Here is a 12,567-nt window from a genome sequence, read left to right on the forward strand (position 1 = left end):
AGCCGGGCGGGGGCGACCCCAGGCCCGGCGGCGTGCCGCCCAGGCCACCCGAAGGCGCCGCCGTGCCGCCCCCTGCCGGGGCCTGCTGCCCGAAGGGCGACCCGCCAAGGCCACCCAGCGATCCGAACCCGCCGCCGGTGCCGGTCCCGCCCAGTCCGCCCGCCGGAATCTCCAGCCGGACATTGGACGTGTCCACCGGCGCGCCCTTGTAGTGCATGACCATTCCGGGGAAGGCGATCACGATGCCGATCATGACGATCTGGATGCAGACGAACGGCACCGCGCCCCAGTAGATCTGGCCGGTGCGCACAGGCTCCATCGTCTTGCCCGTCACGCGGTCCTTGTAGGGCTGCTTGGGCGCCACGGATCGCAGGTAGAACAGCGCGAACCCGAAGGGCGGGTGCATGAAGCTGGTCTGCATGTTCACGCCCAGGATGATCCCGAACCAGATCAGGTCGATCCCCAGGCTCTCCGCAGCAGGGGCCAGCAAGGGAACGATGATGAAGGCCAGCTCGAAGAAATCGAGGAAGAAGGCCAGCAGGAAGACCAGGATCGAGACGGCGATCAGGAAGCCCAGCTCTCCGCCCGGCAGCGAGGTCAGCAGATGCTCGACCCACAGGTGCCCGTTGACGCCGTAGAACGTCAGCGAGAAGACCCGCGCCCCGATCAGGATGAACATCACGAAGGCCGACAGACGCGTCGTCGCATAAAGCGCCTGCCGGATCACGTCCAGGCTCAGCCGGCGCTTCATCCCTGCCATCACCAGAGCGCCCACGGCACCCATGGCGCCGCCCTCGGTCGGCGTCGCGATGCCCAGGAAGATCGTGCCCAGAACCAGGAAGATCAGCGCCAGCGGCGGGATCAGCACGATGATGACCTGCTGGGCCAGACGCGACATGGCGTTCAGCCCCGTGGCCTTGTCCACCAGCGCGGCGACATAGATCAGGCCGACGGCCGCGACCAGGCCCCAGATCGGCGCATCGGCCGCGTGGTCCGGGCCAAGCCAGCGGGTGGTCAGCCAGAAGGTGCCCGCCGCGACCAGCAGCGCCACGAACAGCGACGTCACGCCCGAGCCGAGCGTCCGGGCCTCTTTCGGAAGGGCGGGAACCAGATGGGGGCGGAAGATCGACGTCAGGAAGATGTAGCCCATGTAGATCCCGGTCAGCACCAGACCGGGGATCAGCGCGCCCTTGTACATGTCACCCACCGACCGGCCCAACTGGTCGGCAAGGACGATCAGAACCAGCGACGGCGGGATGATCTGCGCCAGCGTGCCCGACGCGGCGATGGTGCCCGCAGCGATCCTCCGGTCATAACCATAGCGCAGCATGATCGGCAGCGAGATCAGGCCCATGGCGATGACCGAGGCCGCAACCACCCCCGTGGTCGCCGCCAGAAGCGCGCCCACGATGATCACCGCATAGGCGAGGCCGCCCCGGACCGGCCCGAAAAGCTGGCCGATCGTGTCCAGCAGATCCTCGGCCATGCCGGATTTCTCCAGCACGATCCCCATGAAGGTGAAGAAGGGGATCGCAAGCAATGTCTCATTGGCGACGACCCCTCCGAAGAAGCGGTCGGGCAGCGCGCCCAGAAGCGGCCAGGACAGATTGATCGAGCCGCCCGACAGCGGCGCAAGCTCGACCCCGATGACGAAGAACAGCAGGCCGTTGGCCGCCAGCGCGAAGGCGACGGGATAGCCAAGCAGCAGGAAGATGATCAGCGAAACGAACATGATCGGCGCCATGTTCTGCGCGATGAGTTCCATCATTTGCGAGGCTCCTGGCCGGTCTTGTGCGCCCTTGGATCGGCATCAGGGTGGTGCGGATCGACAAATCCCGCCTGCTCCAGCAATTCCTCATCCAGTTCCAGCGGGGCATGGTGGCCCATCGGCATGTTGTAATCGGGGATGAGGCCGCGCATGACGGCGATCTTCTTGATGATTTCGGAAATGCCCTGCAGCAGCAGCAGCACGAAGCCCGTGAACAGCAGCGCCTTGGCGGGCCACAGCATCAGCCCGCCCGCGTTCATCGACATCTCGCCGGTGCGAAAGGACCGGGCCAGCCACGGCCAGGTCAGCCACAGGCTCAGCAGGACGAAGGGCATCAGGAAGAAGATATGCCCCAGCAGTTCGATCCAGTGCTGCACCCGGCGCGACCACGTGGCGAAGACGATGTCGATGCGGATGTGTTCGTTTTCCAGCAGCGTGTAGGCCGCCGCCAGCAGGAAGGCGGCACCGTAAAGATACCACTGCAGTTCCAGCCAGGCGTTGGACGAAATGCTGAACGCCTTGCGGATGATGGCGTTGACCGCGCTGACGAAGATCGCCAGCAGGATCAGCCAGGACACGTTGCGTCCGATGACGGTGTTGACGCGGTCTATGCCGCGCGACAGGGCCAAAAGGCCACCCATTGAAAACCCTCCCTCTGGTCGGCCTTGTGGTTCCGGCCAGCTTTCTTAGCCCTTGGGGTATGCGCGAACGCCCCAAACCGGTCAAGAAATTCCGCTGGTTGGCCCCTGCGTCACAAGCGCCAGAACTGTCAGCATCGCCGTCTCGCAGGCAACCGAGACGGCACCCAGCACATCGCCGGTCTGCCCGCCGATCCAGCGCCGTGCCCGCCGCATGACCAGCAGCGCGGCGGCCAGTCCGGCGACCGAGGCAGCGATGCCGCCAAACCCGAGGGGAAGCAGCAGCAGAACCGCAATGGCAGGCGCCGCGAGCAATGCGGCCCCGGTCGGGTGCCCTGCCGCGTGGCCCAGCCCGTCGCGCCGGGCGGGCGGCAGCGTGGCCATGGCCAGGACGATGGCCGTCCGCCCCCCTGCGGCCGCGGCGACCAGGGCCATCGGTCCCACCTGCGTCAGCGCGGCGATCCGCAGCGCGCTGGTGCAGACAAGGGCCATGACCCCATAGCTGCCGATATGCGAATCGCGCATGATCCGCAGCCGATCCTCCGGGGTCCTGCCCCCGGCGGCATCGGCAAAATCGGCCAGGGCATCCTCGTGCAATGCGCCGGTCAGCCAGACCGACAGGCCGAAGGACAGCGCGGCAAGAACCGGCGGCGGCCCGTCGATCAGCAATGGCAGCCCGGCCAACGCCCCGACCAGGCCGCCCGCCAGCGGAAAGGCCCATAGCGCCGATGCAAGCGGCAGCACGCGCGGCGGCAGGAAGCGGCCAAGCGGCAGCCGCGTCAGAAAGACGATCGCCAGCAGAAGCTGCTGCAGCCTAGCCAATCCCGGCCTCGGCAAAGGTGGCCATGTCGTTGTGGCAGGACAGCGCCGCCCGCAGCACCATCAGCGCGATCGCCGCGCCCGAGCCTTCGCCCAGCCGCAGGTCCAGCGACAGGATCGGCTGCTTTTGCAGGCAGTCGATCAGGCGGCGGTGTCCCGGCTCGGCGCTTTCATGGCCGATCAGGCAATGGGCAAGGGCATCGGGATCGTCGCGCGTCAGAACGGCGGCGGCGGCGGTGCAGATGAAGCCGTCCAGGATCACCGGCAGCCCAAGCTGGCGTGCCCGCCTTATCGCGCCGCAGATGGCAGCCTGCTCTCGTCCCCCGAAGGCCGCAAGGGTGTCCAGCGCGGTTTCGGGCCGGTGCAGGGCAAGGCCCGCATCGACGGCGCGCAGCTTGTTCGACAGGATGTCCCCGGTGGCGCCCGTGCCCGGACCGACCCAGTCCACGGCCGCCCCGCCAAAGGTCGCCGCCGCCAGAACCGCCGCGACGGTCGAGTTGCCGATCCCCATTTCCCCCAGGATCACCACATCGGCCTGCGGATCGACGGCCTCGGCGCCGGCGGTCATCGCGGCCTCGACCTCGGGGCGGGTCATGGCGGCGGCTTGCGTGAAATCTACGGTGGGGCGGTCCAGATCCAGCGGCACGACCGAAAGGTCGGCCCCGGCGATGCGGCACAACTGGTTGATCGCAGCTCCGCCTGCACGGAAGTTCCGGACCATCAGGGCCGTCACCTCGGCCGGGAACGGGTTCACCCCCTGCGCCACGACGCCGTGGTTGCCCGCGAAGACAAGCGCCTGCGCCCGGTCCAACCGGGGACGGTCGCGCCCCTGCCAGCCCGCCATGAAGACGGCAAGATCCTCAAGCCGGCCAAGCGAGCCGGGCGGCTTTGTCAGGCTGTCCTGGTGCGTCCGGGCGGCCGCGGCCGCGGCATGGTCAAAGGCTTTCATCGGGATCGTCCTTCACGGGCTTCAGGCGCAGGGGCATCCCGCTGACGGACATCCAGACCTCGTCCGCGATGCGCGCCACCGCCTGGTTCATCCAGCCATGCCGGTCGCGAAAGTCGCGGGCCAGGGCGTTGTCCGGCACGATGCCCTGGCCCAGTTCGTTCGTGACCAGAACGACGGGCGACTGCATCCGGCGCAGGGTCGACGTCAGGCCCTCGATGTCCGCGTCGCCCATGCAGTTCGACAGCCACAGGGTCAGGCAATCGACCAGCCGCGCGCCCTGCCCGTCGGTGCGGCGCAGCGCGTCAGCCAGGGCCAGTGGCTCCTCGACCGTGGCCCAGCCGTCTCCCCTTGCGCGCCGATGCAGTGCGATCCGGTCGGCCATCTCGCCGTCGCGCGCCTCGGTCGTGGCGATGTAGATGCGTGGCAGGCCATGTCGGGCGGTCAGCCGTTCGGCAAGGTCCGACTTGCCCGACCGTGCTCCGCCGGTGACCAGCGTGATATGCCCCTGCTTCGTCATGGCGCCTTCTGTTCCACAAGGCGGCGCCCGAGGAAAGCGGCAATGCGTCTTTACCCCCGGCCCGCTTGCGCTAGGGTTGATTCCAATCCGTTGCAGGACACCCCGTCACCGATCCCAGGAAAGGCCGCCATGACCAAGCTGTTCACGACCACCGCGCTTCTGATCGTCATGGCCCTGCCTGCAAGCGCCGTCCAGCCGGCCGAAGGCGAGACGCTGGCCGAAAGCCAGACCTATACCTATTGGCTTCTGGACGCGATCAAGACACTGGACCCGGCGAAGAACACCGATGTCGAAGGGTCGGACGTGCTGCGCCAGCTTTTCGAAGGCCTGCTGAACGAGGATGGGACAGGCGGCATGGTACCGGGTGCCGCCGAAAGCTATGACGAAAGCGAGGACCGGCTGACCTACACCTTCACGCTGCGCGACGCGCGGTGGTCGAACGGCGATCCGGTCACGGCTGGCGATTTCGTCTATGCCTGGCGACGTGTCGTGGACCCCAGGACAGCCTCGGAATACGCGTGGTTTCTGGAATTGATGAACATCCGGAACGCCACCCAGATCATCGCCGGGCAGTTGCCGCCGGACCAGTTGGGCGTCAGGGCCATCGACGACAAAACGCTGGAGGTCAGGCTGACCGCGCCCACGCCGTTCTTCCTCAAGACGCTGGCCCATGCCACCACCTATCCCGTCCCGCAGCGCGTGGTCGAGGAACATGGCGATGCCTGGACGCAGCCGGGCAACCTGGTCGGCAACGGCGCCTTCACGCTGGACAGCCACACCCTGGGCGTGGACATCACCCTGTCGAGAAACCCGGACTACTGGGATGCGGCCAACGTCGTCATGCAGACCGTGCGCGGCGTCACCGTGAACGACAACAACGTGGGCCTGACCCGCTATCTGGCCGGAGAGCTTGACCGCGTGCAGATCCCCGCGGGCCAGTATCCCCGGTTGTCGCAGGAACATCCCGACCAGGCCGTGTCCATTCCCTATGCCTGCTCCTACGCCTACGTCTTCAACGTTTCGGACAAGGGACCTGCGGCCCTGAAGGACGTTCGCGTCCGCCAGGCGCTGAGCCTGGGCCTGAACCGCGACATCATCGTGAACCAGGTGCTGCAGGGCGGACAGAAGCCCGCCTACAGTTGGACCCATTGGGCCATCGACGGTTTTCAAGCCCCCGACGCCGAGATCGCCAGCATGACGCAGGAAGAACGCAGCGACAGGGCGCGCGCCCTGCTGGCCGAGGCGGGCTATGGGCCGGACAATCCCGTCAGCCTGACCCTGCAATACAACATGGACGAGAACCACAAGAAGCTGGCCATCGCCGCCCAGCAGTTCTGGAAGCCGCTGGGCGTCAAAATCACGTTGAACAACGTGGAATGGAAGGTCCACACCGACCGGATGCAAAGCCAGGACTTCGACATGGCCCGCTATGCCTGGTGCGCGGACTACAACGAGGCGTCCACCTTCCTCGACTGGTTCCGCACCGACGGCTACAACTCGGGCAAGTGGTCGAACGCCGAATACGACCGGCTGCTGGCTGACTCCAAGACGGCGGAGGATACGGCGCCTCTCTACAAGCGGGCCGAGGAGATCCTGGCGGCCGAGGTGCCTGCGGCCTTCGTGTATCACTATGCCAAGGTTGACATGATCAATCCGGCGATCCGGGGCATTCCGACCCGCAACGTCACGAACAGCTGGTATGCCAAGGACCTGTATCGGCTGGCCGAATAGGTCGCCGATGCTGGGCTATGTCATCCGGCGGCTGGCGATCGCGATCCCGACGCTGCTGTTGCTGATCGTGCTGTCCTTCGTGCTGATGCATCTTGCTCCGGGCGGGCCGTTCACGCAGGAACGCGCCCTGCCGCCGCAGGTGCTTGCCAACCTGAACGCCAAGTACGGGCTGGATGATCCCTTGTGGCGCCAGATCTGGAACTATGTCCATGGCGTGGTCGTCCACTTCGACTTCGGCCCCAGTTTCGTTTATCCCGACCGGACCGTGAACCAGTTGATCGCAGACGGCTTTCCGGTCACGCTGACCTATGGCAGCCTTGCCTTTCTTGCGGCCGTGACCGTGGGCGTCGCGCTTGGCACGCTTGCGGCGGTCCGGCACAACGGCTGGCTGGACTATCTGGCGGTCGGCGTCTCGATCGGCGCACAGGTGCTGCCGAACTTCGTCATGGCGCCGATCCTGGTGCTGGTCTTCACCCTGTGGCTGCGCCTTCTTCCCGGCGGAGGGTGGAGCTTTTCGGACCCGTCCTTCTGGATCATGCCGGTGGTCGCGCTGTCCACAAGCTACATGGCGTCCATCGCCCGGATCACTCGCTCCTCGATGCTCGAGGTTCTGGGCAGCGATCATGTCCGCACCGCGCGGGCCAAGGGGATGCCCGAACACCGCGTCGTCCTGCACCACGCGCTGCGGCCCGCGATGCTGCCCGTCATCAGCTATCTGGGTCCAGTCTTCGTGTCGATGATCACCGGGTCCGTGGTGATCGACATCTATTTCTCGACCGGGGGGATCGGGAAGGCCTTCGTGGACAGCGCGCTGAACCGCGACTACGCGGTGATGATGGGCATCACCATCCTGGTCGGCGCGCTGACCATCCTGTTCAACCTGCTCGTCGATATCCTGTATGCCTGGATCGACCCGAAGATCAGATACTAGCGCCATGGTCATCGATCCCCGGAAGATGCAGTCGCTTGCAGCCCGCATGGCCGGGGACGAGGTCCCGGGCCGAAGCCCCTGGGCCGATGCGCGCAGGCGCTTCCGGCGCAACAAGGCCGCGATGACCGGCCTGGCGGTGCTGGCGCTGGTGGCCTTGTTCGCCTTGTCCGGCAACCTGTTCGCCCGATGGTCGCACGAGGAGCTGGACTTCTCGGTCATGGGCCAGGTCGCCACCGCCGGACAGCCCTCGCTGGCGAACGGGCACTACTTCGGCACGGACGACCTGGGCCGCGACCTGTTCGCGCGGACCGTCCAGGGAACCCGCATCAGCCTTCTGGTGGGGATCGTGGGCGCGGGCATTGCCGTTGTCGCAGGCACCCTGTTCGGCGCCATTGCCGGTTATTCCGGCGGCCGCACCGACCAGGTGATGATGCGGACGGTCGATATCCTCATGTCGATCCCCTACATGTTCGTGCTGATCCTTCTGCTGGTGATGTTCGGGCGATCCATGACGATGCTGTTCCTGGGCATCGGCCTGATCAGCTGGTTGGACATGGCCCGCATCGTGCGCGGCCAGACCCTGTCGCTGAAGAACCGCGAGTTCATCGAGGCCGCGCGCGTCATCGGCGTTCCCGCCTGGCGCATCATCGGCCGCCACATCGTGCCGAACCTGCTGGGCGTGGTCGCGGTCTATGCGACGCTTCTGGTTCCGCTGATGATCCTGACCGAAAGCTTCATCAGCTTTCTGGGGCTCGGCGTGCAGGAACCGCTGACATCCTGGGGTGCGCTGATCGCCGAGGGTGCGGGCACCATGGGCTATGGCACCCTTTGGCAGCTGGCCTTTCCCTTGTTCTTCTTCGTCGTGACGATGTTCGGCTTCTTCTTCGTCGGCGACGGCCTGCGCGACGCGCTGGACCCGAAGGACCGCTGATGGCACTGCTGGACATCCGCAACCTGTCGGTCCGGTTCAAGACCGCTGTCGGAACGGTGCAGGCCGTCGATGACCTGGACCTGACCCTTGAGGCTGGCGAGACCTTGGGCATCGTCGGCGAATCCGGGTCCGGCAAGTCGCAGCTTGCCTTTGCGGTCATGGGGCTGCTTGCCCGGAACGGCCATGCAAGCGGCAGCGTGCGTCTGGACGGGCAAGAGATCCTGAATGCCCCGCCCAAGGTTCTGAACCGCGTCCGCGCCGAAAGGATCGCGATGATCTTCCAGGACCCGATGACCTCGCTGAACCCCTACATGCGCGTGTCCCGGCAGATGGCCGAGGTGCTGGTCATGCACAAGGGCATGTCTTGGAGGGAAGCCCATGCCAAGTCCTTGCGGATGCTGGATGCCGTCCAGATCCCTGACGCCAAGACACGCATAAACCATTACCCCCACGAGTTCAGCGGAGGCATGCGCCAGCGGGTGATGATCGCGATGGCGCTGCTGTGCGGGCCGCGCCTGCTGATCGCGGACGAACCGACCACGGCGCTGGATGTGACCGTCCAGGCGCAGATCCTGACGCTGCTGTCGGACCTTCAGCGCGATCTTGGCATGGCGATGATGCTGATCACGCATGACCTTGGCGTGGTCGCCAGCGCCTGCCAGCGGGTGGCGGTGATGTATGCGGGCCGCATCCGCGAGACGGGGCCCACCGCCGCGATCTTCGACGATCCCGCCCATCCCTACACCAAGGGCCTTCTGTCCGCCGTTCCCCGGATCGACGCCAGCGGCAGCCGCCTTGTCGCCATTCCGGGACAGCCCCCGGACATGAACGCCTTGCCAGCGGGCTGCGCCTTCGCCCCGCGCTGCCCGTCCCGCCGCGAGGATTGCGAAAGCCGGCGCCCGCCGTTGTCGGCCTTCGCCCCGCAGCGATGGCGTGCCTGCCATGCCCCGCTGGATGAGGTTCGCAGCCCCATGGACTGTTCGCCCCACCCCGACAGCGCCCGAGGACCAGCGCGCCGGGACCGGCCGTTGCTGGACGTTCGCGATCTGCAGGTCACCTTCCCGGTGCGCCCCAAGGGTGCCATGCCTTGGGCCCGGCCCCTGCCCCTTCGCGCCTTGAACGGCGTCGATTTCACCTTGGCTCCGGGTGAAACCCTGGGCGTCGTCGGTGAATCGGGCTGCGGCAAGTCCACCCTCGCCCGCGCCCTGGTCGGACTGGTTCCGGCCCAGGGCGCGGCCCGGTGGACCGACGGCAGTGATCTGGTCGGCCTGACGCCGCGCGGGATGCAGCCCTATCGGCGCGAGATCCAGATGGTGTTCCAGGACCCGCTCGCCAGCCTGGACCCCCGCATGACCGTGGGCCAAATCATCGCCGAGCCGCTGACCACGCATCGCCCGGACCTGCCAAGGTCCGAGGTGAAATCCCAAGTCAAGGCGATGATGGACAGGGTCGGCCTGCTGCCCGGCCAGATCAACCGCTATCCCCACGAGTTCTCCGGCGGGCAATGCCAGCGCATCGGCATTGCCCGCGCCCTGATCGTGAACCCCCGGCTGATCATCTGCGACGAGCCGGTCAGCGCGCTCGACGTCTCGATCCAGGCACAGGTCGTCAACCTGCTGACCGATTTGCAGGGCGCTCTGGACCTCGCGCTGATCTTCATCGCCCATGACCTCGCGGTGGTCCGGCATATCAGCGACCGGGTCATGGTGCTTTACCTTGGCAAGGTCATGGAGATCGCGCCAACCGAAGATCTTTACGCCAGACCGCGACACCCCTACACGCAGGCGCTGTTGTCGGCGGTGCCGACCGCTCGTCCCGGCGCCGACCGTATCGCCGTGCCCGTCGGGGGTGAACTGCCATCGCCCCTCCATCCGCCGTCCGGCTGCGTCTTTCGCACCCGCTGTCCCCGCGCGCAGCCCATATGCGCGGCCCAAGCGCCCGGCCTTGCCGGCGACGCGCACCGGACGGCCTGCCACTTTCCAGGCCCCCCGAGCGCAGAGGAAACAGCACGCGCGCAGGCCCGCATGGCCTGACGCGCTCGCTTGGTCAGCCTATGACGACCCGGCCCGCGCCCTCGACCGCGCGACCGATCACGACGGCCTCGGCAAAGCCGTGGTCGCGGAAGATCGACAGGGCTGCCTCGGCCTGATCCTCGGCGCAGGCGACCAGCAGGCCCCCGCTGGTCTGCGGATCGGTCAGCAGCGCGCGATCGGTATCGGAAAGACGCTCGGGCAAGGCGACCTCGGCCCCGTAGCTGGCCCAGTTGCGGCCGGACGCGCCCGTGACATGGCCGGAGGCCGCCAGGTCGCGAACACCTGCCAGCAGCGGCACGGCATCCCAGTCCAGCCGCAACTCGCAGCCCGACCCGCGCGCCATCTCCAGCGCATGGCCCGCCAGGCCGAAGCCCGTCACGTCGGTCATCGCATGGACGCCGGGCAGCCGCGCCAGATCCGGTCCCGGCGTGTTCAGCCGGGTCGTCGCGTCGATCATCGCGGCATAGCCCTGGGGCGACAAGGCGCCCTTCTTCAGCGCCGCCGACATGACGCCCACGCCCAGCGGCTTGCCCAGAATCAGCACGTCGCCCGGCCTGGCGCCGCTGTTGCGCTTGATGTGATCGGGATCGACCAGGCCAAGGGCCACCAGTCCATAGATCGCCTCGACCGAGTCGATAGTGTGCCCGCCGCCGATGGGGATGCCCGCCTCGCGGCAGGCCATCGCGCCGCCCTCCAGGATGCGCGCGATGGTTTCCCCCGACAGCGTGTTGATCGGCATGCCCACCAGCGACAGCGCCATGATCGGCGTGCCGCCCATGGCATAGACATCGCTGATCGCGTTCGTCGCGGCGATGCGGCCGAAATCCAGCGGATCATCCACGATCGGCATGAAGAAGTCGGTCGTCGCCACCAGCGCCTGCCGGTCGTTCAGCCGATACACCGCGGCGTCGTCCGAGGTCTCGATCCCGACCAGCAGCGCCTCGGGGACCGGCAGCATGGCGGTGCCGCGCAGCAGCCCGGTCAGCACGCCCGGCGCGATCTTGCAGCCGCAACCGCCGCCATGGGACAATGAGGTCAGGCGCGGTTCGGTCATTTGCTGGTCGTCCATCGGGGCCTCCGGTTCGGTTCGCGCCACGGTATCACCCGCAAATCGCATCTTCAACGAAGGGCCGTTTGCGCATAGGACGGTCCGCAAGGAGAAGCCCATGCTCAAGACCCGCATCATCCCCTGCCTGGACGTGGCCGACGGCCGCGTCGTCAAGGGCGTCAACTTCGTGGACCTGATCGACGCAGGCGACCCGGTCGAGGCCGCCCGAGCCTATGACGCCGCCGGCGCCGACGAGATCTGCTTTCTGGACATCCACGCCACGCATGAAAACCGCGGCACCATGTTCGACCTGGTGACACGCACGGCGGAACAGTGCTTCGTGCCGCTGACGGTGGGCGGCGGCGTCAGGACGCATGACGACGTGCGGGCGCTGCTGCTGGCCGGGGCCGACAAGGTCAGCTTCAATTCCGCCGCCGTGGCCGACCCCAACGTGGTGGCCCATGCAGCCGACCGCTTCGGCAGCCAGTGCATCGTCGTGGCCATCGACGCCAAGACGGTCGCGGACGGCCGGTGGGAGATCTTCACCCACGGCGGCCGCAAGCCGACCGGCATCGACGCGGTGGAATTCGCCCGCACGGTCGAGGCCAAGGGCGCCGGAGAGATCCTGCTGACCTCCATGGACCGCGACGGGACGCGGGCGGGCTTCAACATTCCGCTGACACGCGCCATCGCGGATGCGGTGAACATCCCCGTCATCGCCTCGGGCGGGGTCGGCACGCTGGACCACCTGGTCGAGGGCGTGACCCAAGGCCATGCCAGCGCGGTCCTTGCGGCATCCATCTTCCACTTCGGCACCTTCACCATCGCCGAAGCCAAGGCCCACATGGCCGCCGCCGGCATCCCCATGAGGCTGGCATGAGCGCCCTGCACGACCTGGCCGCGACCATCGCCGCCCGCAAGACCGCCGATCCCGACGGCAGCTGGACCGCGAGGCTGCTGGCGAAAGGCCCCGAGAAATGCGCCGAGAAGTTCGGCGAGGAAGCCGTCGAGGCGATCATCGAGGCCGTCAAGGGCGACCGCGCCCGGCTGACCAGCGAAGCCGCCGACGTGATCTTCCACCTGCTGGTGATGCTGGCTGCCCGCGACGTGACCCTGGCCGAGGTCGAGGCCGAACTGGACCGCCGCGCCGGGACCTCGGGGCTGGCGGAAAAGGCGGCGCGGCCGTCCTAATCGGGCAAGCC

At 67.3% G+C, this 12,567-nt stretch carries 12 protein-coding genes; 6 read left to right on the top strand and 6 right to left on the bottom strand.

Features of this window, described 5'->3' with window-relative positions; genetic code table 11:
• From J0F76_RS01075 to cobU, 5 genes are all read right to left on the bottom strand, one after another.
• Positions 1 to 1,768: TRAP transporter large permease (locus J0F76_RS01075; RefSeq protein ID WP_207464796.1), on the bottom strand; the 1,768-nt coding region annotated here is incomplete at its 3' end.
• Positions 1,765 to 2,409, bottom strand: a complete 645-nt coding sequence (locus J0F76_RS01080; RefSeq protein WP_207464798.1) for a TRAP transporter small permease subunit — start codon at positions 2,407 to 2,409, stop codon at positions 1,765 to 1,767. The genes J0F76_RS01075 and J0F76_RS01080, both read right to left, overlap by 4 nt.
• An 81-nt stretch (positions 2,410 to 2,490) precedes the next feature.
• Complete coding sequence (gene cobS / locus J0F76_RS01085) at positions 2,491 to 3,228, bottom strand: adenosylcobinamide-GDP ribazoletransferase (protein WP_207464800.1); 738 nt, start codon at positions 3,226 to 3,228, stop codon at positions 2,491 to 2,493.
• On the bottom strand, positions 3,221 to 4,174 hold the full coding sequence (gene cobT / locus J0F76_RS01090; protein ID WP_207464802.1) for a nicotinate-nucleotide--dimethylbenzimidazole phosphoribosyltransferase: 954 nt from the start codon (positions 4,172 to 4,174) through the stop codon (positions 3,221 to 3,223). Before cobT ends, cobS begins: the two co-directional genes overlap by 8 nt.
• Positions 4,161 to 4,691 (bottom strand): bifunctional adenosylcobinamide kinase/adenosylcobinamide-phosphate guanylyltransferase, encoded by a 531-nt coding sequence (gene cobU, locus J0F76_RS01095; RefSeq protein WP_207464804.1) that lies wholly within the window; start codon positions 4,689 to 4,691, stop codon positions 4,161 to 4,163. Before cobU ends, cobT begins: the two co-directional genes overlap by 14 nt.
• Before the next feature lie 129 nt (positions 4,692 to 4,820).
• Here cobU and J0F76_RS01100 point away from each other — a divergent pair, with 129 nt between their 5' ends.
• From J0F76_RS01100 to J0F76_RS21120, 4 genes are read left to right on the top strand one after another with little or no spacing between them, the layout of a single operon-like run.
• The gene (locus J0F76_RS01100) at positions 4,821 to 6,422 is read left to right on the top strand and encodes a peptide ABC transporter substrate-binding protein (RefSeq protein ID WP_207464806.1); all 1,602 of its coding nucleotides are present in this window, start codon (positions 4,821 to 4,823) and stop codon (positions 6,420 to 6,422) included.
• A gap of 7 nt (positions 6,423 to 6,429) precedes the next feature.
• Positions 6,430 to 7,353, top strand: coding sequence for an oligopeptide ABC transporter permease OppB (gene oppB / locus J0F76_RS01105; protein ID WP_207464808.1), 924 nt, complete (start codon positions 6,430 to 6,432; stop codon positions 7,351 to 7,353).
• Positions 7,354 to 7,357: 4 nt separating this feature from the next.
• A complete protein-coding gene (locus tag J0F76_RS01110) occupies positions 7,358 to 8,284 on the top strand; it encodes an ABC transporter permease subunit (RefSeq protein ID WP_207464810.1) in 927 nt (308 codons plus the stop codon).
• Positions 8,284 to 10,317 carry a dipeptide ABC transporter ATP-binding protein gene (locus J0F76_RS21120; RefSeq protein ID WP_207464812.1) on the top strand — a complete coding sequence of 678 codons (2,034 nt, stop codon included), beginning with the start codon at positions 8,284 to 8,286 and terminating at the stop codon, positions 10,315 to 10,317. Before J0F76_RS01110 ends, J0F76_RS21120 begins: the two co-directional genes overlap by 1 nt.
• 13 nt (positions 10,318 to 10,330) lie before the next feature.
• Here the strand turns inward: J0F76_RS21120 and selD are convergent, their stop codons facing one another.
• Complete coding sequence (gene selD, locus J0F76_RS01120; protein ID WP_207464814.1) at positions 10,331 to 11,386, bottom strand: selenide, water dikinase SelD; 1,056 nt, start codon at positions 11,384 to 11,386, stop codon at positions 10,331 to 10,333.
• Between the two features lie 97 nt (positions 11,387 to 11,483).
• Here selD and hisF point away from each other — a divergent pair, with 97 nt between their 5' ends.
• Positions 11,484 to 12,245 (top strand): imidazole glycerol phosphate synthase subunit HisF, encoded by a 762-nt coding sequence (gene hisF / locus J0F76_RS01125; RefSeq protein WP_207464816.1) that lies wholly within the window; start codon positions 11,484 to 11,486, stop codon positions 12,243 to 12,245.
• Positions 12,242 to 12,556, top strand: a complete 315-nt coding sequence (locus J0F76_RS01130; RefSeq protein ID WP_207464819.1) for a phosphoribosyl-ATP diphosphatase — start codon at positions 12,242 to 12,244, stop codon at positions 12,554 to 12,556. Before hisF ends, J0F76_RS01130 begins: the two co-directional genes overlap by 4 nt.
• The last annotated feature ends 11 nt before the right edge of the window (positions 12,557 to 12,567 follow it).

It is taken from the genome of Paracoccus fontiphilus (assembly GCF_017356265.1).
GTDB classification, from domain to species: domain Bacteria; phylum Pseudomonadota; class Alphaproteobacteria; order Rhodobacterales; family Rhodobacteraceae; genus Paracoccus; species Paracoccus fontiphilus.